The sequence below is a fragment of the Candidatus Pelagibacter sp. IMCC9063 genome (genome assembly GCF_000195085.1).
Lineage (GTDB): Bacteria > Pseudomonadota > Alphaproteobacteria > Pelagibacterales > Pelagibacteraceae > IMCC9063.
Genome location: NC_015380.1, coordinates 688,288 through 710,443 on the forward strand (window position 1 = coordinate 688,288; position 22,156 = coordinate 710,443).

24 protein-coding genes, 1 pseudogene and 1 riboswitch are annotated in these 22,156 nt (G+C 32.7%); of the genes and pseudogenes, 13 read left to right on the plus strand and 12 right to left on the minus strand.

Annotated features, from left to right (window positions below):
• Nucleotides 1–27 precede the first annotated feature (27 nt).
• Entirely contained in the window at nucleotides 28–1,401 is a 1,374-nt protein-coding gene (locus SAR11G3_RS03615; protein WP_013695414.1) for an AsmA family protein, read from the plus strand.
• Here SAR11G3_RS03615 and fumC read toward each other — a convergent pair whose 3' ends face one another.
• Nucleotides 1,402–2,790 (minus strand): class II fumarate hydratase, encoded by a 1,389-nt coding sequence (fumC, locus tag SAR11G3_RS03620; protein WP_013695415.1) that lies wholly within the window; start codon nucleotides 2,788–2,790, stop codon nucleotides 1,402–1,404.
• A 46-nt stretch (nucleotides 2,791–2,836) separates the two neighbouring features.
• Here fumC and SAR11G3_RS03625 point away from each other — a divergent pair, with 46 nt between their 5' ends.
• On the plus strand, nucleotides 2,837–3,586 hold the full coding sequence (locus tag SAR11G3_RS03625; RefSeq protein WP_013695416.1) for an SDR family NAD(P)-dependent oxidoreductase: 750 nt from the start codon (nucleotides 2,837–2,839) through the stop codon (nucleotides 3,584–3,586).
• On the opposite strand, the gene SAR11G3_RS07275 is transcribed toward SAR11G3_RS03625, so the two are convergent.
• The 7 genes and pseudogenes from SAR11G3_RS07275 to SAR11G3_RS03655 all read right to left on the minus strand — a co-directional run bounded on the left by SAR11G3_RS07275 (nucleotide 3,583) and on the right by SAR11G3_RS03655 (nucleotide 9,359).
• A complete protein-coding gene (locus tag SAR11G3_RS07275; RefSeq protein ID WP_013695417.1) occupies nucleotides 3,583–3,723 on the minus strand; it encodes a hypothetical protein in 141 nt (46 codons plus the stop codon). The two genes, SAR11G3_RS03625 and SAR11G3_RS07275, sit on opposite strands and share 4 nt — an antisense overlap.
• Before the next feature lie 78 nt (nucleotides 3,724–3,801).
• The gene (metZ, locus tag SAR11G3_RS03630; RefSeq protein WP_013695418.1) at nucleotides 3,802–4,974 is read right to left on the minus strand and encodes an O-succinylhomoserine sulfhydrylase; all 1,173 of its coding nucleotides are present in this window, start codon (nucleotides 4,972–4,974) and stop codon (nucleotides 3,802–3,804) included.
• Between the two features lie 37 nt (nucleotides 4,975–5,011).
• A complete protein-coding gene (locus SAR11G3_RS03635; protein WP_013695419.1) occupies nucleotides 5,012–6,100 on the minus strand; it encodes a hypothetical protein in 1,089 nt (362 codons plus the stop codon).
• Between the two features lie 61 nt (nucleotides 6,101–6,161).
• Nucleotides 6,162–6,226, minus strand: a riboswitch (SAM riboswitch).
• A gap of 145 nt (nucleotides 6,227–6,371) precedes the next feature.
• Nucleotides 6,372–6,545, minus strand: coding sequence for a hypothetical protein (locus SAR11G3_RS03640; protein ID WP_013695420.1), 174 nt, complete (start codon nucleotides 6,543–6,545; stop codon nucleotides 6,372–6,374).
• Nucleotides 6,545–7,707 (minus strand): annotated as a pseudogene (locus SAR11G3_RS07895) (YeeE/YedE family protein). Before SAR11G3_RS07895 ends, SAR11G3_RS03640 begins: the two are co-directional and overlap by 1 nt.
• Nucleotides 7,708–7,773: 66 nt before the next feature.
• Entirely contained in the window at nucleotides 7,774–8,679 is a 906-nt protein-coding gene (locus tag SAR11G3_RS03650) for a sulfurtransferase (RefSeq protein ID WP_013695423.1), read from the minus strand.
• Between the two features lie 11 nt (nucleotides 8,680–8,690).
• A complete protein-coding gene (locus SAR11G3_RS03655; protein WP_013695424.1) occupies nucleotides 8,691–9,359 on the minus strand; it encodes a peroxiredoxin in 669 nt (222 codons plus the stop codon).
• Between the two features lie 184 nt (nucleotides 9,360–9,543).
• Here SAR11G3_RS03655 and SAR11G3_RS03660 point away from each other — a divergent pair, with 184 nt between their 5' ends.
• Nucleotides 9,544–10,020 carry an Lrp/AsnC family transcriptional regulator gene (locus tag SAR11G3_RS03660; RefSeq protein WP_013695425.1) on the plus strand — a complete coding sequence of 159 codons (477 nt, stop codon included), beginning with the start codon at nucleotides 9,544–9,546 and terminating at the stop codon, nucleotides 10,018–10,020.
• The gene (locus SAR11G3_RS03665; protein WP_013695426.1) at nucleotides 10,020–10,628 is read left to right on the plus strand and encodes a LysE family translocator; all 609 of its coding nucleotides are present in this window, start codon (nucleotides 10,020–10,022) and stop codon (nucleotides 10,626–10,628) included. The genes SAR11G3_RS03660 and SAR11G3_RS03665 overlap by 1 nt, the downstream gene beginning before the upstream one ends.
• Here SAR11G3_RS03665 and SAR11G3_RS03670 read toward each other — a convergent pair.
• Entirely contained in the window at nucleotides 10,625–11,098 is a 474-nt protein-coding gene (locus tag SAR11G3_RS03670) for a MarR family winged helix-turn-helix transcriptional regulator (protein WP_158304710.1), read from the minus strand. The genes SAR11G3_RS03665 and SAR11G3_RS03670 overlap by 4 nt on opposite strands.
• Nucleotides 11,099–11,244: 146 nt before the next feature.
• Between SAR11G3_RS03670 and SAR11G3_RS03675 the strand changes: the two genes are divergently transcribed.
• The 8 genes from SAR11G3_RS03675 to glaH are packed head-to-tail and all read left to right on the plus strand — an operon-like array spanning nucleotide 11,245 to nucleotide 17,965.
• A complete protein-coding gene (locus SAR11G3_RS03675; protein ID WP_013695428.1) occupies nucleotides 11,245–12,480 on the plus strand; it encodes an amino acid ABC transporter substrate-binding protein in 1,236 nt (411 codons plus the stop codon).
• A gap of 56 nt (nucleotides 12,481–12,536) precedes the next feature.
• Nucleotides 12,537–13,430: a branched-chain amino acid ABC transporter permease gene (locus tag SAR11G3_RS03680; RefSeq protein ID WP_013695429.1), complete on the plus strand. Its 894-nt coding sequence runs from the start codon at nucleotides 12,537–12,539 to the stop codon at nucleotides 13,428–13,430.
• Nucleotides 13,430–14,497 (plus strand): branched-chain amino acid ABC transporter permease, encoded by a 1,068-nt coding sequence (locus tag SAR11G3_RS03685; RefSeq protein WP_013695430.1) that lies wholly within the window; start codon nucleotides 13,430–13,432, stop codon nucleotides 14,495–14,497. The genes SAR11G3_RS03680 and SAR11G3_RS03685 overlap by 1 nt, the downstream gene beginning before the upstream one ends.
• Nucleotides 14,497–15,237 carry an ABC transporter ATP-binding protein gene (locus SAR11G3_RS03690; protein WP_013695431.1) on the plus strand — a complete coding sequence of 247 codons (741 nt, stop codon included), beginning with the start codon at nucleotides 14,497–14,499 and terminating at the stop codon, nucleotides 15,235–15,237. The genes SAR11G3_RS03685 and SAR11G3_RS03690 overlap by 1 nt, the downstream gene beginning before the upstream one ends.
• A complete protein-coding gene (locus SAR11G3_RS03695) occupies nucleotides 15,237–16,022 on the plus strand; it encodes an ABC transporter ATP-binding protein (RefSeq protein ID WP_013695432.1) in 786 nt (261 codons plus the stop codon). Before SAR11G3_RS03690 ends, SAR11G3_RS03695 begins: the two co-directional genes overlap by 1 nt.
• A gap of 11 nt (nucleotides 16,023–16,033) precedes the next feature.
• Entirely contained in the window at nucleotides 16,034–16,738 is a 705-nt protein-coding gene (locus SAR11G3_RS03700; protein ID WP_013695433.1) for an AzlC family ABC transporter permease, read from the plus strand.
• On the plus strand, nucleotides 16,728–17,054 hold the full coding sequence (locus tag SAR11G3_RS03705) for an AzlD domain-containing protein (RefSeq protein ID WP_013695434.1): 327 nt from the start codon (nucleotides 16,728–16,730) through the stop codon (nucleotides 17,052–17,054). Before SAR11G3_RS03700 ends, SAR11G3_RS03705 begins: the two co-directional genes overlap by 11 nt.
• 2 nt (nucleotides 17,055–17,056) lie before the next feature.
• Entirely contained in the window at nucleotides 17,057–17,965 is a 909-nt protein-coding gene (gene glaH, locus SAR11G3_RS03710; RefSeq protein WP_013695435.1) for a glutarate dioxygenase GlaH, read from the plus strand.
• A 4-nt stretch (nucleotides 17,966–17,969) separates the two neighbouring features.
• Here the strand turns inward: glaH and SAR11G3_RS03715 are convergent, their stop codons facing one another.
• The 3 genes from SAR11G3_RS03715 to SAR11G3_RS03725 all read right to left on the minus strand — a co-directional run bounded on the left by SAR11G3_RS03715 (nucleotide 17,970) and on the right by SAR11G3_RS03725 (nucleotide 20,609).
• On the minus strand, nucleotides 17,970–19,028 hold the full coding sequence (locus SAR11G3_RS03715) for an AbrB family transcriptional regulator (RefSeq protein WP_013695436.1): 1,059 nt from the start codon (nucleotides 19,026–19,028) through the stop codon (nucleotides 17,970–17,972).
• Nucleotides 19,028–19,819 (minus strand): isocitrate lyase/PEP mutase family protein, encoded by a 792-nt coding sequence (locus tag SAR11G3_RS03720; protein ID WP_013695437.1) that lies wholly within the window; start codon nucleotides 19,817–19,819, stop codon nucleotides 19,028–19,030. Before SAR11G3_RS03720 ends, SAR11G3_RS03715 begins: the two co-directional genes overlap by 1 nt.
• A gap of 109 nt (nucleotides 19,820–19,928) precedes the next feature.
• Nucleotides 19,929–20,609 (minus strand): IclR family transcriptional regulator, encoded by a 681-nt coding sequence (locus tag SAR11G3_RS03725; protein WP_041862358.1) that lies wholly within the window; start codon nucleotides 20,607–20,609, stop codon nucleotides 19,929–19,931.
• 118 nt (nucleotides 20,610–20,727) lie between these two features.
• On the opposite strand from SAR11G3_RS03725, the gene SAR11G3_RS03730 reads away from it, so the two are divergent.
• Nucleotides 20,728–22,152 (plus strand): MmgE/PrpD family protein, encoded by a 1,425-nt coding sequence (locus SAR11G3_RS03730; RefSeq protein WP_013695439.1) that lies wholly within the window; start codon nucleotides 20,728–20,730, stop codon nucleotides 22,150–22,152.
• Nucleotides 22,153–22,156: the final 4 nt, after the last annotated feature.

Consider the following 22,156-nt stretch of genomic DNA (forward strand, 5'->3'; position numbering starts at 1 on the left):
ATTAAAAATTAAATACAACAAGAAAAAATGAAAAAATATTTTTCAGCTAGTAAATTTTTTTTAAAAGTAGCGACTCTAATTGTTATATTTTTAGTTGTAATTTTTGCTGCTCCGTTAGCCCTCAATATAAATGATTACAAAAGTGACCTTGAGAATAAATTATCTACAGCGCTTAATACAAATATTAGAATTGAAGGCGACATTGCGTATACATTTACTCTAGGGCCCAAATTAAGACTTAAAAATATTAGTTTCGATGCAGGGGAAGGCAATACTTTAGATGGCAATATAGAAAATCTCTACTTAAATGTTAATCCTTTTGAATTATTCAAAAAAAAATTTTCATTTAAAAAATTTTCTATAGCAAATGGATCCCTTTCTGTATCTGATGATTTTTTTAAATCTTACATTCAAAATAAATTACAATTTAAAAAAATCACTTTTAAAAATATGGATATTAAGATTGTTAATAACCTGTCAGAAATAAAATTCGATAGTAATGATGGGGTATTTTTATTTAATTCTCAAAATTTAGTTACTGCCAAACTGCATGGGACATTCTCCAATCTTCTATATGATTTGAAGTATAAAAATAATAAATTAGAGATTTCCATCCCGGAAATAAAGCTATCTTTAGAGCATGTAAGACGAGACTTAACTAATAATAATGGTTTTGTTAAAATTAAGTTTTCTGAGAAATTGTTATTTCCCGGCTTTCGCAACACTTACATTAAGTCAGATATATTACTCGCTAATAGTAAGTTAGAATTGAATAATGCCAAAATATCATCTGCCATTTACAATGGTATAGGAAAAGTAAGTTTGCAGAAAAATAATGGCTTGGCATTTATTAACGCGGATTTAAAATTTGGAAGATCTAATTTTTCAAGGGCATCCGAATCGGATTGGGTTTCTTTTTTTAATAAAGAAATATTTCAGATAGCATCATTAATGAATGGTAATTTTAAAATTAATTTTCAAAATGTATTTTTGGATCGAAATTATTTTGACAAGGTAGATTTAGACATTTCTTTAAACGGAGGAGATATTGTTTTGAATCAAATTCAATTCAGCTCTGACAAAAATTCTTTAGTTTTGTCTGGTAGATTTGTTCAAGAAAACAAAGATCTTCTTTTATTTTTTGACAGTGCCTTTAAAACTAAACAGCTTAAAAAATTCTGTTTCCAAACATGCGAATCCAAACCGACTACTAACAGTTATTCCATGAAAGCCAAGGGTGCCCTTAGTTTGAAAAATTCTAAATTTACTATAGAAAGTTTTTTTTCTGACAAGGAGTATAGCCAGCCTCAAATTGTGGATCTAAATCAAAGATTAAAGACTATTTTTTTTGGTGATCTTGCAAAAACGTTTGTACTTAAGAATTACTTTAAATTATATTAATTATTTAGGGTGAGTCATCTTTTTAGGATTCATAATTTTCATATAATCTTTTTCATTTATCAATCCAGTTTTTAAGGTTTCTTCTTTTAAATTAGTTCCATTTTTATGAGCTGTTTTGGCAATCTTACTTGCGTTGTCGTATCCAATTTTAGGGGCCAGAGCCGTTACTAACATTAATGATTCATTCAACAATTGTTCAATCCTTTTTTTATTTGGCTTAATTCCTTTGACGCAAAAACTAACAAAGCATTGAACAGAATCTGCGATGAGGTCAATAGACTGAAGAATGTTGTGTGCAATTAATGGTTTAAAAACATTTAATTCAAAATGACCATGTGATCCTGCCATAGTAATTCCATTGTGATTTCCAATCACCTTTACGCAAACCATGGTAACTGCCTCACATTGAGTAGGATTAATTTTACCTGGCATGATAGAAGAGCCCGGTTCGTTTTCAGGAAGAGACAATTCTCCATATCCTGCTCTTGGACCTGATCCCAAAAATCGTATGTCATTTGCAATCTTCATTAATGCAACGGCTGTTGTATTGAGAGTTCCTGAAAAATTTACAATTGAATCATGTGCTGCCAATGCTTCAAATTTGTTTTTGGCAGTATGGAAAGGAAGTTTAGTTATCTTTTTAATTTCTGCAGCTATTGTTTTGTCCCAACCTTTTCTTGAATTAATACCAGTTCCAACAGCAGTACCTCCTTGTGCTAAAGGATAAATTTCAAGTAATGCTCTTTTAATTCTAGTTAATGATTTTGAAACTTGCATATGATAGCCAGAAAATTCCTGGCCCAGTGTTAAAGGAGTAGCGTCTTGTAAATGGGTTCTTCCTATTTTGACTATATCTTTAAATTCTTTAGTTTTTTTAGCCAAAGCTTTTTCCAACAAGCTAATAGCTGGTATAAGTTTTTTGTTAGCTTGAATCGCAATCGCGATGTGCATGGCAGTAGGAAAGGTATCATTGGTAGATTGAGCTTTATTAACATGATCATTAGGATGAACTGGTTTTTTACTTCCCATTTTTCCACCAAGCATTTCAATTGCTCGGTTAGCAATAACCTCATTAACATTCATATTAGTTTGTGTTCCGGAACCAGTTTGCCAGACCCTAAGTGGAAAATTATCATCTAATTTTCCAGAAATAACTTCTTCAGAGGCTTTAATAATAGCTTTGGAAACTTGCGGAGTAATATCTTTATATTTTGCGTTGACGATTGCTGCAGCTTTTTTAACTATGGCAATAGAGTGAATTAACTCAATGGGAACGTTGACTTTACCTATTTTAAAAAATTGTAATGATCTTTGAGTTCCAGCTCCCCAATACTTGTCACCAGGAACTTTAATTTTACCAAAACTATCTGATTCAATTCTTGATGCCATAAGAGATATTTTATATCACTATATTACTTACTTTTTAATAAATATTATGAATGTTTTAATAATAGGAGCAACTTTTGGTATTGGCTACGAACTAGCTAAAAAATATCTTAATACCTGTGATAATCTCATTTTACTAGGAAGAACGCAGAGCAAGTTAGAAGAAATTAAGCAGGAATTTTTTAGCGGCAAAGCCAAAGTATATACCGAAAATTTAGACGTAACTATTCTGGATGATTGTAAGAACAAATTGTCCAATATTATAAAAAACAATTCAACAATAGATAAGGTTATTTACTGTTCGGGGTATTATGAGCCACATGACACTTTTAAAATTGATGTGAGTCTTTTTCAAAAAACTATGGACGTAAACTTTATGGGCATGATTAACGTTTTTTCAATTTTACTTCCTCATTTAAAAAATCAAAATCATGGACAGCTTGGAATTGTTGCTTCTCTTGCGGGCTTTGGCGGATTGCCCAATTCTTCTTCTTATGGACCAAGTAAAGCAGCCATGATGAATTATGCAGAATCTATCAAAATTGATTGCGATAAACACAATATCAAAGTTAGCATTATTAACCCTGGATTTGTTCAGTCTAGATTAACGGAGAAAAATACCTTTGATATGCCGTTTCTAATGACGAGTGAGAAAGCTGCTAATATTATTTATGAAGGCTTGCAAAAAGAAAAGTATGAAATTACCTTTCCTTTGCCTATGATGATTTTATTTAAAGCCTTAAGAATTTTACCACGTTCTATTTATTTTTGGGTAGTAAAAATTATAACCAAATCTTAATTATTGTAGATAGTAAAATAAATCATTCCTAAGACTAGCAAGTTAGCAGTCACTATAAATGAAACAGTTCTTGAAAAAAAAGATTTTTCTTTTTTAATTTCTACGGTGTTAATTTTTGCTGGTTGTATTAGATTCATATTGTTCCTCTTGTTGTTTGATACTTAATTAATATTAAATTAAGGCAAACTCGGATTGAAAATGTGACTAATATAAGACTACTTTAAAGAATTAGCCAAATCTTCTTTAAGATCATTAATATCTTCCAGTCCAATAGATAACCTAATTAGGTTAGGGGTAATACCTAGGGATAATCTTGCCTCTTCTCCAAGAACTTTATGTGTTGTGGTAGTTGGATGAGTTACAAGAGATTTTGAGTCTCCTAAATTGTTAGAGATATCAAAAATATTTAATTTGTTGATAATTTTAAAAGCATCTTTCTTCCCGCCCTTAACTTTAAAGGCAATCATGGTTCCCCCGGCACTTTGTTGTTTTTTTGCCAGAGCGTATTGAGGAAAAGACTTAAGACCAGGATAGTACACTTGCTTAATTTTTTTATGTTTTTCTAAAAATCTCGCAATTTGTAATGCATTGTCGGATTGAGAAAGGACACGTATTTTTATTGTTTCTAAACTCTTAAGAAGAACCCATGCATTAAAAGGACTAATACAAGGACCGGTATGTCTCAAGAAAGGTTTTAGAATATTTTCTTTAAATTCATTTGTTGAACAGACAGCCCCACCCATAGCTCTTCCCTGTCCATCAATATGCTTGGTGCCAGAATAAATAACAACATCTGCACCAAATTTGACTGGTTGTTGTAACACTGGTGATGCAAAAATATTATCTACAATAGTTGTTATTTTATTTTTTTTAGCAAGGTTACAAACTTGTTTAATATCAATAATTTCCAAGCATGGGTTAGAAGGAGATTCAAAGAAGAAAATCTTAGTATTTTTTTGAATACTTTTGTTCCATTCTTTAATATTTTTTCCATCAATAAAAGATACTTCAATCCCAAATTTAGGAAGTATGTCATTTAGTATATATCTACAGGAACCAAATAATGCTGAAGCAGAAACTACATGATCCCCAGCTTTTAATTGACACATCATCGAGCCGAATACAGCAGCCATTCCACTTGCTGTTGCAAAGCATGCCTCTGAACCATCTAATAAAGCCAACCTTTTTTCAAACATTTCTACTGTTGGATTGGCGTACCTAGAGTATTGAAATCCTTTTTTCTTTCCTAGAAAAATAGCTTCTGCTTGCTCGGCTGAATCATAGACAAATCCCGAATTGAGAAAAATAGCTTCAGATGTTTCTTTAAAGTTAGATCTAGTTAGGCCACCCCTAACTAGATTGGTATCTAACTTAAATTTTTTTTTCATTATGATGTAGCCCCAGTAAAGGGGCTACTATATTTAATTATAATCCTAATTGTTGAGCTGCCAACTTCGCGCCTTCAGTTCTTGTTTTGATTTTTTCAAATGCCCATTCTCGAGTAGTTGTTAAATCATTACAGAAAGGTGAATATCCACAACATTCAGAAACACCAGGAATAAATCCTAGGTGCTCTTTTGCAAGAACTATTCTTTCAGCTATTCTTTTTGGTGTTTCAACATCTTTGGCAAGATGAGAAACAAATCCTAAATAAACAAACTTTCCATTTAAGTTATCCTTAATACATTTAAGAACTTCCTCAAACTTACCCTCTCCTAAACTTGCAAAAGGTAAATGAAAGTTTTTTATTTTAGATTTCAAAAGAGCAGGATAGACATCCTGAAAGTTTGAATAGTTGTGGTTTGTGAAGTTGTCTGCACCAAAACAAGTGTGTAAAGTAACTTTATTAAGCTCTTCTTGGCTTAATTTTTCACAGACAGCATCAATTAGACCAACCATACTTTTTAAGACACCACCTGTTGGATCCACTTTGATTGCATAAGTTGCTTCTGTCATATCCATACCAACTTCAGCAGCTCCAGACGCAATACACTTCTTAACATCTGTTACGCACTCATTAACAAGATCATTGACGAATTGCTCCTTACTGTATCCATCAATTTCATCTTTATAAATTAATGATACAGCTGAAGGTGCAATTACAGTTGCCTTAAAAGGTTTATTTGAATATTTTTTTAAAGTTGATATCCATTCATCACCATAATGAGCAAACTTAAAAGGAGTTTGTTCTTTTTGAAGAACAGCCATCTCTCTCGCATGATGACCTTCAAATTCGATAGTGAAACCTTTTCTACCTTCTTGATTTGGCTTTCCAAGTTTGATGAAACCTTTTTCTAAAAAATACGTAAGAAAATTAGGTTTTTCAACTTCGCCAGTCGTTATAATCGGGTTACCATCAATTTTTTCATAATTAGTAACCACGTCTTTTATTTCAGAATCAATAATTTTATCTAATTCTACTTTTTTTAAATTACCTTCATCAAAAGCTGCATATGCAGATTGTAATTCAGGTGATCTTGGTAAGCTCCCAACGGGGGTTTGTTTTATTGTCATTGTCTTCTCCTTTTTCGGAGGGGTATTGAACAAAATATTAAAGGGAAAAAAATTTGTTCAACATCTCCTTTTTAGTGCTTTGACTTATGTCGGGCGCACAATACGGTTCAAATACCCGGCTTTAAGAAGGAAAATATTGTCCAAAAAAAAACCACCAAAGAAAGCGGTGGTTTAATATCGCTTTAGCTGGATTTTTAAAGCGCCCGCAATTTGAAGAAATCGGCGCTGTAACAATCTTATATAACTTATATAATTTTATGTCAATTGATTTTTAGTGCTTATGATTTTGAGATCCACCCAAACCGCACGGCATCGCATTGATGGATCCAGAGGTTTCACCTTCTTTATGAAACAGAGGATTGTAAGCCACACCGCTATAATTGTGGTCATAGAGTATGACTACAAAAAAAATAGACAAAATGATGAGATATAAAATATTTTTCATTAGTAAAAAAACTTTCTGACTTTAACTCCAAAGTAAGAACCCATAAACGCAAACAAGAACCATACCCAACCGTGCATACTCCCTGAAGCTATACCGCTAAACAATGCTCCAATATTACAACCAAATGCAAGTCTTGCTCCATAGCCCATAAAAAATCCACCAATCATGGCAGCTAAAAATAACTTCTTATCAATTTTAATTTGATTAGAAAAATTACCCGATAAAGCGGAAGCTATTAAAGCTCCCAAAATAATTCCTAAGTTAGAAACGGTTGTAGGATCTGCTAACAAACTATTTTCTAGAGCAACAGCAGGGTAGGATAGTTGCCAATAGTCCCAAGAAGAAACATCCACACCAATTAGGGTTACTAATTTTGCACCCCACAACCCAAAAGAAAATGTGACAGACCACGGATGACCTGCAGCATGCAACATTAAAAAGTTAAACAATACCAAAAGTATAGAACCCAAAAATAAAGGCCACGGTCCCCTAAGAAGATTAGAAGAAGTAAATCTAAAAATATTATTATGATCTATTATTTTATTTTTTTTCTTGTCTAGAATAAAAACAGTTAAATAAAGAGCAGCGATAAGACCTAATTGAAAAGTTAAAGTTTCAGCTAGAGTATAGTTGTCTAGTAAAGAAATCCCTCCCAAAGAAGGAAGGGATGACCAAAAAGTAAAGTGATATGTTCCCACTACAGAGCCAATAATAAAAAAAATAAAGTAATAACCATTTTAGTATTACCGCTTCCAGCAGTAAATAAAGTTCCAGAGCCACAGCCCCCACCCAATTGCATGGCAAGACCAAATATAAAAGATCCAATAACCACAGATAAACTAACTGGAGCAATTGCCCCTACGATAGTGCCATCATACACAAAACTTTTAGAACCAATGACAAAAGAAAAAACTATAGCTGCCAAGGCCAACATTAAAAATTGAGCTCGAAGCGCACTACTATCTCTTTGTTCAATAAAATTTCTCCAACCACCCGTAAAACCAAATGCAGCTTTATATAAAGTGAAGCCCAAACCAATACCGATAGCAAAAACTAAAAAATGACGAAGACCAATCGTGGAGTAAGTAATGTAAGAAAATAATATAGTAAAAATAACCCCAAACAAAACAATGGGCATCTCAATTTTTTTAATTACAATCATGAGGGGGTTGTACTCTAATTAAATATGCGGGTAAATCTTACTACCCGCATATAGTAGTTTTTAAAATTATCCGGAAATAACTTTGTTTTTAGGGTTGCTTTCCCAATGAGCCCAAGATCCATCATACATTCTTACCTGTGGAATATTTGCCACTTCACTTAGCGCAAACCAAACAGTAGCAGCCCAGTGTCCAGTGTTACAATAAGTAATGTATCCTTTAAAATCCTTGATTTGAGCATCGTCATAGAGCTTTAAAATTTCAGCTTTAGACTTGATAAAACCATCATTTCCAACTGTTTTTTGTTGCTCTACATTAACCGCATTGGGTATTCTTCCAACTACTTTTAAAGCAGGGTGTTTTTTTACTCCTTTAAAAAAATCATTAGGTCTAGCATCAATTAAACAAATACCATTTGTTTCTTTCTTGGCATTTCTTACTTCTTTATAAGAAGCGCTGTACTTTTTGTTGATTGAAGCCTTAAATACTTTTGGAGCTAACACACTCGCACCAGCCGCCACTTTATAGCCAGCATCTTTCCATGACTTAAAACCACCATTTAAAATAGAAACATTTTCATGTCCTAAAGTTTTAAAAGTCCAATAAATTCTAGCAGCACTTCCAAAGTCAGTAGAATTCACTCCAGCATATATAACAACAACATGCTTTGAATTATCAATTCCAAGACTTCCTACTAATTGTTCCAGTGGTTTTTTTCCTGGAAATTGTCCAATTACACCATTAACTTTTGCTCTCCATCCATCTTTTAGATAGTCAGAGTGCACTGCTCCTGGAATATGAGCTTGTTTAAATGTTTCGTAAGATCCACCATCAATTTTGTTTCTAACATCTAATACAAATACATTTTGGTTGTTTAAATTTTTATTTAACCATTTCACATCCACTAACGGTTCTGCTGAAAACACGGATGTTGAAATAAAAATAAAAAGTACTGCTGTTATTATTTTTTTCATTTTTTCCTTTTCTAATTTAATATTTTGGGTTGTTTAACAATTCTAAGGTAGGGCTTTACTGTATTCCAACCACTTGGAAACAACGTTTTAGCTTCTTCTTCTTTTACTGCAGGAACAATAATTACATCTTCACCTTGCTTCCAATTAGCAGGAGTTGCAACTTTGTGTTTTGCAGTTAACTGAAGTGAGTCAATGACTCTTAGAATTTCTGGAAAGTTTCTTCCGGTAGCCATTGGATACGATAAAATAAGCTTAATTTTTTTATCAGGACCAATCACAAATACATTTCGAACCGTTGCATTATCAGCCGCTGTTCTCTCGTCAGAAAATCCTTCAGTGCTAGCAGGAAGCATTCCATAGGCTTTTGCAATTGTTAGATCCTTATCTCCAATGAGTGGATACTCAGGTTTGAAACCAGTAACATCCTTGATGTCCTCACTCCATTTTCCATGATCTTCTACTGGATCAACACTTAATCCTAAAATTTTAACATTTCTTTTATCAAACTCACCCTTGTGGCTTTGAAGCGCCCCAAGTTCAGTTGTACAAACTGGAGTAAAATTTTTTGGATGGGAAAAAAGTACAATCCAGCTATCTTTAGCCCAATCATATAAATTAATTTTTCCTTGAGTTGTCTCTGCTTCAAAATCTGGAGCTGTATCATTTATTTTTAATGTCATTTGTTTCTTTCTGTTTTTTTGACTAACCTAGTCCTTGGGTTATTAAAAGGGACAAACCTAAGGACTAGTTATTGGAAGTTTATCTAGACTTTTTTCTAATTTATTCAAGTTTAGTAGATAAATAAGTTAATAATTAGATAAAAAACTAGAATTAATAGAAAAATATGCTACTTAATTTGAAATAATGAAAAAAAATAATGCATTAAATGATATAGATAAGAAAATTCTATCTGTCCTTCAGGAAAATGCAGACCTTCCTATTTCGGAGCTTTCTAAAAAAGTGAATTTATCTCCAACTCCTTGTTGGGCTCGAATTAACAAACTTTATAAACAAGGATTTATCACTAAGAAAGTGGCAGTAGTAGACAGGCTAAAACTAAACTTAAATGTAGTCGCTTTTGTTCAGATAAAAACTAGTAATCACAATATGGAGTGGGCAAGAAAATTTGTTAAAGCTATTAGTGACATGCCAGAAGTAATAGAATTTTACAGACTGAGTGGTTCTATAGATTATTTATTAAAAGTATTGGTTCCTAGTATTGAAAAGTATGATGAGTTTTATAAAAAATTAACAGACAAAGTAGACCTAACGGATGTGAGTAGTAGTTTTTCTATGGAAGAAATTAAACAAACATCTTCTCTACCACTAGACTACGCATAATGATTCCAGAAAACTATTTAATCTTTTTACAAATTATTCTTTTTATGTTTATCACTCCAGGTGCACCTAGAGTTTTGATTATGTCCCAATCTCTCAATTATGGATTTGGAAAAAGTTTGTGGACTGCATTTGGCGATATATCTGCCAATAGTCTACAAATGATTTTGGTGCTTTTTGGATTTGCTGCATTGATAAAATTATTTCCTGATGTTGTTATTTACTTTAAATGGAGTGGAATACTTTATCTTCTTTATATTGCCTACGGTTACATAAAATCAAAATCTAATATAAATATTTCCAATAAAGTAAAACAAAAATCCATTAGTGCTTTATATATAGACGGGTTTCTTATTGCCTTTCTGAGTCCTAAGGCAACTGTTTTTTTTGCAACAGTGTTTCCGACTTTTTTAATTGCTGGACCTAATTACTATGAGCACTTTTTTATTTTATTACTTACTTATATTTCTTTGGATTTTTTAACACTCGCTATCTATTCAGGCATAGCCAGGGCTATTGCAAGTAAGTTAAAAAATAATTTAAGTTTAGTTAATTATATTTCCGCAGGAGCTCTAGTTATTATTGCAATTGTTATTGCGATTAAAGTTTAATTAAATATTAAATACTTTTGACTTGATATTAAAAGCTTATCTAATAGTTTCTGCATGTGGTTAATTTCTTCATTGCTAAAATCTTTTAATAATTTTTTATTTCGATCTGTTTGTTTTTTTAATAGTTCTTTATGAAGTTTTTTTCCTTCATCAGTTACTTGTAGCAAAGTGTATCTAAGATCATCTTCATTTGCTCTTTTGTAAATGAGACCGAGTTTAATGAGCTTTTGAACACCGCGGCTAATTTCTGCCTGGTCTGCCCAATGTACAGAGGAAATATATTTGATAGTTATCTCTTTTTTATTTTCACCTACTACATTTAATGTAAACAATTCTGGAATACCTAAAGATGGGTAGTCTTGAATAATTTTGGAAGAATATCTTTTTAGCTCTTTAGAAAGCTTATTGATTTTAAAACCCAATGAGTTTTGAAAGTATTTAAAATCTCTTATATTGCTATTACTCCTCATAGTAGAATACATGATAAATCATATATATTATGAAGCAATATAATAATTGTATAAGTCTATTTTTTTAACAGATTTTTAAAGCTTGTTTGTTACTAGCCATCTGATTAAGTTCTTTATGTTAATTAACTAATATAAGGGGAGACAAAATGAAAAAACTATTAAATAGACTAGTTGCTATTTTCTCTATCTTTTCATTACTTTTAGGTTTCAGTTCTGCTCAAGCTAGAGTTGATGGCGATACCATCACTTTAGGTGCTGCAGTTTCTTTAACTGGAAAGTATTCTACTAACGGCGAACATACCAAAAATGGTTATAATTTAGCTGTTAAGAGAATCAATGACATGGGTGGAGTTAAAGTAGGTGGTAAAAGCTACAAATTCGCTGTCAAATATTATGATGACGAATCTAACTCTAAGAGAGCTGCTCAATTAGCTGAACGATTAATCAAACAGGATGGCGTTAAGTATATGCTTGGCCCATACAGTTCTGGTTTAACTAAAGCAATGGCTCCAGTAACTGAGGAAAACAAAATTCCTATGGTTGAAGCAAATGGTGCTTCTAGATCTTTGTTTACTAAAGGATACAAATATTTGTTTGCAGTATTATCTCCTGCTAACCAATACCTTGAAGTAGCAATTGATTTGGCTGTTGAAAAAAATGGTGGCAAGCCAGTGAAAATCGCTATGGCATTTGAACAAGATGCTTTTTCACAGGATGTTAGATTAGGAATTTTAGATGCAGCAAAAAGAACTAAATCTAAAATCATAATTGATGACAAACTTCCAAAAGAACTAAATGATATGGCAGCAACTTTAGCTAAAGTTAAAGCTGTGAAGCCAGACGTTCTTGTGGTGTCAGGGCACTCAAAAGGTGCACTAACTGCGATCAGACAAATTTCAGAAATGAAAGTGGATGTTCCAATGTTAGCAATGACACATTGTGATGCTTCTAAATTAGCAAAACAACATGGAAAAAAAGCTGAGTACGCATTATGTGCATCTCAGTGGCACAAATCTTTATCTTACAAAGATAATTATTTTGGTGGTGGTTTAAAGTATGACAAAGACTTTACAGCTGCTTACAAATATGCGCCTCCATATCAGGCAGCAGAATCTTCTGCAGCATTATTAGTTTACAAAGATGCATTTGAAAGAGCGAACTCTTTCGATACTAAGAAAGTAAGAGATGCATTGGCAAAAACTAATATGCAAACCTTTTATGGAAATGTAAAATTTGGTTCTGGTGGTCAAAATACTGCTAAGCCAATGGTGCTTTTCCAAGTTAGATGTACTGGTGATAAGTGTGAAAACAAAGTTGTGGCTCCTACAAAATGGGCTTCAGCTAAGTTAGTACACCCAATACCAAGTTGGTCTAAAAGATAAATACAATTAACTAAATGCCCCCTTTTACGAGGGGGCATTTTTTATAAGAAAAAAAAATGGATCTTCTAATATTCGAACACCCAATTTTAATCATTCAAGCTTTGATGGATGGAGTATTGCTTGGAATATTATTTGCATTGATCGCTTATGGAATGGCACTTCAGTGGGGAGTGATGAATATTATTAACATTGCACAAGGGGAACTTGTGATTATGGGAGGATATGTTGCATACTTTTTATATATGTATGGAATACACCCTGCTTATGGAGTGATTGTTTCTCCAATCGTTATGTATTTTGTGGGTATCGGAATTTATAAGCTAGTTATTAATAAAGTCGTTGATAAAGATTTATTTACATCAATTTTAGCAACATTTGGAATAAGTATTTTAATGATGCAATTAATGAACTTCGTTTTTGGTGCGGATGTTGTTGTTGCTCAATCAAATTTTGGAACAACCATGTTATTTGATAATTCAGTAACACTTCCCAATTCTAAAATTTTTGCTTCAGCGGTCAGTGTACTTGCTGCAATAGTTTTGGTCTTGTACATGAAAAAATCTAAATTAGGTCGAGCTATCAGAGCTACTGCCCAAAACGCTAGAGCAGCAAAGATATTAGGAGTGGATACAGAAAAAGTTTATGCATCTACATTTGGGATTAATGCAGCCCTTTGCGGTGTTGCGGGAGCACTTATTGCTATCACGTTTACTTTGCACCCCTATGTTGGCTTACCTTACACAGTTAGATCTTTCATGATCGTTATTGTTGCAGGACTGGGAAATCTTCCAGGTGTCGCACTATCGGGTATGGGATTAGGAGTCTTTGAAGAATTTGCTGATTATCTATTAGGAACTGAATTTAGAATTGCTGCAGTATTTTTATTGTTAGTTTTGATTTTAGTGTACAGACGCTTTAAATTAGCAAGAAGCAGGGAGTATTTGAAATAATGTTAAGCAATATAAAGAAAAAAGATCTTTTTATTTATTTAGGAGTTTTAGCTTTTGCATTGATAGCTCCAAATGTTTTTTCAGACTATAGAATTCAGTTTACGTTTTGGTTGGTGCTTATCATTCTAGCGATTACTTGGAACATTCAAGGAGGTGAAATGGGATACAACACCTTTGGTAATATTATGTTCTTTGGAGTCGGAATGTATGTTTGTTCCGGCATTCAAATAGGTCTATTTTTCGATTTGGCTGAATGGACTGTTAGTGGTGGAGAGAAAACTTTTATTCATACACCTGATCAATATTTTCAAGGTCTTTGGATAGGCTTACTTGCAGCTGCAATCATTCCTGCGATTATTGCGTTAATTATTGGTTATGGAGTTTTAGGATTGCGTGGACATTACTTTGCAATTTGTACACTAGGTATTGGAATAGCTTCAGGAGAAATTGCTGGTGGAATAGAGCTTATTGGAGCAGGTCAGGGAATGACCGCACCACCTTGGCCTAAAGATATTGGTGGAACAGAATATAGAAATGAATTTTTTTATTATTTAACACTTGCTCTTTTTGTTATGACATTTGTGTTTATCAAATGGTTATATTCAACAAGGTTTAGATTAGTTCTTAATGCCATCAGAGACAATGAGGATAAAGCAGAAGCGATGGGTATAGAGACTATGCGATATAAAATTACAGGATGGGTTATCTCAGCATTTTTTGTTGGACTAGCTGGAGGTCTTGTAGGAAATATCGTTGGTTACATCGAGCCAGTGGAAGTCGCATTTGATGGAAGAGAAATGGGAGTCTTTATGGTTCTTATGTGTATTTTAGGAGGCAAGGGGACTTTATGGGGACCGGTTATTGGGGCCTCAGTGTTTCATATATTTAAAGAAAGTTTTTGGTCTTTCTTTTTAGGATGGCAGTATGTTGCCTTAGGAGTTTTAATCATTGTTATTGTTGTTTATCTTCCGGAAGGAATTATGGGTTTTCTTCGTGAAAAAAAACCAGAATGGTTTGGTGAGATTATGGACGAAGAAGATAGAAAGGCACAGGTTACTTTAGACTAATGGCACTTTTAGAAGTTAGTAGCGTTTCGAAATCTTTTGGTGGAGTAAAGGCCAATGTAGATATTTCATTGCAAGTAGAGCAAGGGTCTATCGTTGGGTTGATTGGGCCAAACGGATCTGGTAAAACAACTTTATTCAATTCTATTGTAGGTACTCATCCTATTGACAAAGGTTCCATTAAATTTGATGGAAAAGAAATTTCTTCACTTCCTATTCCAGAAGTTGCTAAGTTAGGATTGTTAAGAACATTTCAGCAAACAAGAATTTATGGAAAGTTAAACTGTGTGCAAAATATGCTTATTAGTCATAAGCCTAGAAATGAAACTTTGCTTACTGTTTTTGCAGGTATACCCAAAGAACTGACCTCAAAAGCAGAAGATATTTTAAAATTTGTGGGTCTGTATCAAAAAAGAAACTTAAGAGCAGGTGATTTGTCTTTTGGTCAGCAAAAATTGTTAGAACTTGCGATGGCACTAATGAGTGAGCCTAAAATGCTTTTATTAGACGAGCCGACCGCTGGAATTAATCCTACATTAATTAATGGAATCATTACTCGTTTAATCCAGGTTAACAAAGAGTACGGTATTACATTGTTTGTAATTGAACATAATATGAAAGTAGTTATGCAACTTGCACAAAAAATATTTTGTGTAGCTCACGGACAGCTTCTTGCCGAAGGTGGACCCGATGAAATTAAAAATGATAAGCGCGTTGTTGATGCTTATTTAGGAGCACAATAATGTCAGATCAATATTCAGTTTTAGGATCCGCACCCACAAGAGAAGATTTGCAAAAACTTTCTCCAGATAATGTTCATGTACAAATTGAAGGACTAACCGCAGGATATGGTAAAATGGAAATTTTACATGATTTTGATTTAATGGTTAGTAAGGCCCAATCTCTTTGCTTAATCGGACCTAATGGAGCAGGAAAATCTACAATTCTCCATTCTATTTATGGTTTTACAAATATTTTTTCTGGAAAAATTAGCATCGATGGAAAAGATATTACTAATCTAACACCAGCAGAAAAATTAACGTCTGTTGGAATTGCTTATATATTGCAAGACAACTCAGTCTTTCCAGATATGACTGTTGAAGAAAATTTATTAATGGGTGGTTATGCAAAAGATAAAGTGGAAGAATCTTATGAAGAAGCACAAAGAGTTTTAGATAAGTACGAAAGATTAAAAAATAGAAGAAATCAGCCTGCAAAAGTTTTGTCTGGTGGGGAGAGAAGATTGTTAGAAATTTCAAGAGCATTAGTTATGAAGCCCAGTGTTTTGCTAGTAGATGAACCATCGATTGGTTTAGAACCTAGATATATTGATATGGTTTTTGAAATATTGAGAGACCTTCAGCAAAATGAAAAAAAAACTATTATCTTAGTTGAACAAAATGCAAAAAAAGGTTTGGAATTTGCAGACAATGGTTACGTTTTGGTTTCAGGTCAAACAGCTATCGTTGGTAAGGGTGACGAGTTGTTAGAAAATCCTGATGTTGGTAGGTTATTCCTCGGAGGATAGTTTACTACAATTTGTTTTCATTAATTTCTTTTAGACAAGGCGTTAGCCATGCTTTTGGCGTTCCAGCTTTAGGGTTGGGCTCAAGTATGTTTGCATTTGGAGCTTATTTAAAAAGCTCTGGATTTGATTTGTTTCAAAGCTTTGCCTCTTCCTTCTTTACCTTCGCACTCCCAGGTCAATTTGTGATGGCAGAAACTATGTTAGCGGGAGGAACATTTTTAAACATTTTTTTAGCTGTCTTTTTAACTAACGCAAGATTATTTCCGATGACCGTTAATTTAATTCCTATTATTAGACACTCCTCTCATTCCAAGTGGAAATACTATTTTCTAGCACATTTTATTGCCGTTACATCTTGGTTTAATATGCTTGCAGTTCATAAACAGCTACAACAACAAGACAAGTTTGATTACTTCTTGGGCCTTGGTGGTTTTTTATGGTTCAATGCTGTGATCTGTACGATGTTAGGATTTTCTATTTCCCATCTCGTTTCTCATGAATTTTTAATAGGATTAGTCTTTATTAATCCTATTTATTTTTTAATTATGACAGTGAGTAATTTGAATGAAAAAAAACTTACCACATCTGTTATTTTCGGAGCACTTTTTAGTGTTGTTTTGTATCAATACATCCCTGAATGGTCCGTATTGATAGCGGGTATCGCATCTGGAACTTTAGGTTTTTTTATTTTTAAAAAGGAAAGTAATGACAGCTAATACCATCTACATAGCCATCTTTCTTGCAACATGTGCAACCTACTTATGTAGAGCCATGGGTGTATTTAGTGCAAAAAACATAAATACAAATAGCCCAGTTTTTAATTGGATCAAATGTGTTTCTATTGGAATTATTTCTGCAGTAATATCAAAAATTATTTTATTTCCAGCTGGAATCCTTTCCGAAACTGAATCTGAGAGCAGAATTGTTGCAACAATTGTAACATTGCTAGCGTATTTTCTGTTTAAAAAGAATGTTATCTTTGGTATTTTCGCAGGTGTTACAACTTTTTTACTAATGAACTTTTATTTTTAGATATGCAAATACCAGGCCTCTTTATTGAAAACCATCCTACAAGCGATCGTTTATATGATGTTAAAATTGAAAATAAATATCTAGATAAAATCAAAGATCAATTTGATGTATTTGATTTGTTGGACATTGAATACAAGCCATTTCTTCGTTTTCATATTACGGATATTTTTAATAAAATTTTTGATAGCAAAATACAAAACTTTGTTAAAGAAACGATACAAGATCGTCAAAGAGGCGCTTTTATTATTGGTCCAGAAACAATGGATTCAAAAAAATATGATGCAGATTTTTTAGTCAAAGTATCTACAGCCTTAACTCATTTAATCGGAACCCCTAATTTTGATTCTATGGCAGGAAATTATTATGCACGTTTTGAAGTGAAACATACGGACAACAGCGATTCTTATCTAAGAAAAGCTTATAAAAAATTAGATCTGCATACAGATGGAACTTTTGTTAAAGAAAAAACAGACTGGTTGTTAATGATGAAAATGAAAGAAGAAAATGCCAATGGAGGAGAAAGTGTTCTGTTACATTTGGATGACTGGGAAGATTTGAAAGATTTTATAAAAGACCCTGTTGCAAAACAGAATTTTATTTGGGGCTCTCCCAAAAGTAAAAATATAGACTATAAATTAGAACATCCTGTTTTTTCAAAAGATATGAACGGCAAACCTACGATCTCGTATATTGATCAATTCCCAGAACCAAGCTCATTAGAGCAAGGTCTTTTTTTAAACCGTCTTTCTGAATCTTTGGAAAATAGCAAGAGACACATGGCTTTCAAACTACCTCCTGGGTATTCTATTTTTTCCAATAATCATTTTTTACTTCATGGAAGAAAAGCCTTCCAGCCAAGTCCTAATATGACACGAGAGCTCTTGAGGCAAAGAGGTATATTTTATTCTTAAAAAGTTATTTTTTTTTCTTAAAAAATTTTACAATAAAAGGTATTGCAAAAATAATAAAAAATACTCTTAGAAAATGATGATATGAGACAAACAATGGATCAATATTATATGCAGCACTTATTATAACCATTTCATGCAACCCTCCAGGCGCAAAACTTAACAAAGTTGCTATAAAATCAAAACCAAACCAAATATTTAAAAAATATGCAAATATTGCAGCTATACCTAGAAGTAAAATAGAAATAACTGCTCCATGAAAACTGTAAAAAATTATTTCTTTAATACCCAAACCGTTTAACCGACAACCTATTGCAGAGCCCAAAAACACAAATGCAATATTAATAAATAAAGGAGGAAATTTAGCTGTAGTAATTTCCAATGTATAAAAAAAACCTGCAGCTAACATTGCTGCCAGAATAGGAGCGGATGGAATTGTAAATCTTTCCAATAAAATTGACAGTAAGTGCGAAATACCTAATAAAAAAACCAATTCAGAAAAATACCTTAAATTATAAGTAGCTTTATAGTCATTAGCACCGATCTCTTGATAGCCTTCGCTAGCCAAAAATATGAAAGGTACAAATAAAACAATAAACAAAACTCTTGTAGCCTGTGGAATTATTACTCGAGCTCTATCTTTTTTGTTGTCAGCTAAATCTTCAAGAGCACCAGCTATAACCACAAAAGCTCCTGGTAGGCCTGCTAAAATAGCTACCACTTTCTTAAATTTGCAAATTTTATATAAATAAAATGCAGTCACTATACTTCCTATTATTGTACATATTATCATTGCTATTGATGAGAAAATCCAAAGATGAATTTTGTATAGCAGTGAAATATTAAAGCTTCCTGCAAGAATCACTCCTATCACTAACAACACTGGAAGAAAAATTTTCTTATCAAATTTAATTTCAAATTTAGTAAATGAAAAAACTAAATTTGCTATCAACGCACCAAGAAGCCAAGGTAATGGTAGCAATGTATAACTAGCTGCATATCCACCAACACATCCAATTAGTATACTTTTGTAGCTAACCTTAAAAGCTGCTAGATATTCTTTCATTAATTTTTTTCTATTTTTAAAACTTTTTGAAAATCTAAAATATTCAATGTGTCGTTTGATAAGTTTTTTGATCTTGGAATTAATTCTTGCTTAATGGTTTTGAGTATAGTTTTAGTGGTATCTACATATCCGTTTAAAATACTTTGGGAATATATTGCAAATCTAATACCACACTTTTTTAAATCTTTAATAGAAAATTCTACATTTTGAGTAATATTTAGCATTAAGTTTAAATTTTTATATTTGCTAATTGCCTCCAAATCTTTTTTTGTATCAATTCCTGTAGCAAAAATTACATCCGCTCCAAGAGATTTAAATGCCTTAATTCTTTTAATGGTTTCTTTAATTCCTAAAACTGGATAAGCATCCGTTCTAGCAACAATGCCAATATCTTGCTTTTTATTTTCTTTTGCAGCTTTCACGGCGGCTTTTATTCTTTCACAAGATTCTTGAAAATTAAGTATCTTTACTTTTTCAGTTAAGGCACATTTTTTTGGAAATTCTTGATCTTCAATAATTAATGCAGCAACTCCAACATCTGCTAAATCTCTAACGGTTCGGTGAATATTGATAGTACCACCAAATCCTGTGTCCGCATCAACAATACATGGAAGGCTTGTTGATCGTTGAATTTTTCTCGTTGAATTGACTAGCTCACTCAAAGTAATGATACCAGCATCAGGATATCCATACTGTCCTGAGGATAAAGCAAACCCACCAATAAAAATAAAATTAAATTTCTCTTTTTCTATTAGCTTTGCACTCAATGGATCATGACAACCAGGAGTCAAAAAGAGCTTTTTGCTACTTAAAGCCTTTTTGTAATTTAGGTAATGATTCTTAGATATTTTGTCCAAGTGTGATTATTATTTTAAATTTTTATAATTTTCTATCTTTATTTTATCGTAACAACAATTTTTTTATTGAATTCTGCTTGTTTTGTAAAATTTTAGCAAAGTGGGTCAATGTTTTAGAATTAAAAAATTGTTTCCATCCAGAAACATTGATTGCTCCCTCAAATTCATTTTTTATATTAAATATAGGCACAGCCACACTGGCAATACTTCCCACTCTTTCTTCTGAAGTGAATGTGAATCCTTTTTTGATAATTTCATTCATTTCTTTTTCATTTTTATCTCCAAAGGCTAATAAAATTTTACCTGTAGCGCTCACTAAAGGAAAATTAGTTCCTTCTGTTAAATGGTGTGTTAGCTCAGACTCCGTATTATTAGACCTATACAAACAAACTTTTTTGTTTCCCGATCGTATCCAATAACCAGCTGACTGACCGCTTTCTTTACAAATGTCTTTTAATATTTCTCTAATTTCATTCCCAATATCAAAATTAGCATTATAAATTTGACCCATTTTCCATGTACCTGGTCCTAACTGGTAATTGCCAGTAGATTCGTTTTTAATTAAAAAATTATGTTTTATCAGTGACCTACAAATCCTAATAATAGTCGACTTATTTTGTGAGGTAACTTTTGCAATTTGTTTTAGAGACAGATTATTTTGAGCCTCACTAAAAGAATTTAGTATTTGAAACGCTTTATCGATAACTTTAATTTCTGTAGTCATAGTTTTACAATGTGAAACACAATTTTATAATATAAAATTTGTTGACAATCTACCTTTATTTTGATGAATCAGCATCTTCTAGATTAAACAAACTAATTAAAAAAAGGGAGTTCTACTTATGGCAAAAGCATTCACACCAAATATAAAGTCCGACAAAGGTAAAGGATTAACTAAGTACGTAGCTGAATTTGTTTACAAAAACAAATTTACTTCTATTCCTAAAAAAGTAGTAGAGCTTGGGAAAAAACATATTTTAGATGGTTTTGGTTTAGCTTTAGCAGGATCGGTTGCTAGAACTGGAGTGTATTTATTCAAACATATCAATCAAAACTCTGCCAAAGGAAGAGCTACTGTTATTGGCTCTAAAATGAAAGTTACATCAAGATTTGCTGCTTTGGCAAATGGAGTTGGAATTCATTCTGATGATTATGATGACACTCAACTAGCAGTATTAAAAGATAGAGTATACGGTTTGCTAACTCACCCAACAGCCCCTTGTTTGCCAAGTGCTTTTGCGGAAGGTGAACTAAACAAAATTAATGGTAAGGATTTTTTAAATGCTTACTTAATTGGAGTGGACGTTGAGTGCAAAGCTTCAGAAGCAATGTCTCCAAGACATTATCAGCATGGTTTTCATTCTACGGCAACTTGTGGAACTTTAGCATCAGCTGCTGCTGCTGCAAAAATTAGAGGATATAAAGTACCTCAAATTCAACAAAGTTTATCAATAGCTGCATCATTAAGCGCAGGTTTAAGAGAAAATTTTGGAACTATGACAAAACCATTGCATGCAGGACGTGCTGCTGAGAGTGGTGTCGTGGCTTGTGACTTAGTTGGTTTTGGCTGGTCTGCTGCAGATAAAATTTTAGAATCTCCTAGAGGATTTTTTCAAGCTCATGGTGGTGGATATGATTTAGGTTCTATCAAAGGAAAACTTGGTAAACCTTGGACCTTCGATAAGCCAGGTATCTCTATCAAGCCGCATCCTTGTGGATCTTTGACTCACCCTGGAATGACAAAAATGTTAGAATTAATTTTAAAGCATGACATCAAACCTCAAGACGTAGTGAAGGTAGATGTTGGTACCAACCATAATATGCAAAATGCTTTAATTCACCATAGACCCACCAATGAATTCCAAGCTAAATTTAGTATGGAATATTCAATGGCGATTCTATTGGTTCAAAGAAGAGCATACATTCCTGAATACCAAGACAAAAGAGTTAATAAACCTGACGTGCAAAACATGTTAAGAAAAATTAATTTTTACAAAAATGCTATCGCTGAAAAAGCAGGATATGATAAAATGACTACTATCATTGATATTTATTTGAAAAATGGAAAGAAAATATCTGGTAGAGGTGATTTTGGAAAAGGTAGCCCAATGATACCTATGAGCTATGATGAAGTAGCTGATAAGTTTATGGGATGTGCTGAATTTGCAAAATGGCCATTAGCCAAATCTAAAGCAATCGTAGAAACAGTAAGGAATTTAGAAAAACAAAAAGACCTTTCTAAGTTAAGTAAACTGTTAACTAAGTAAGCAA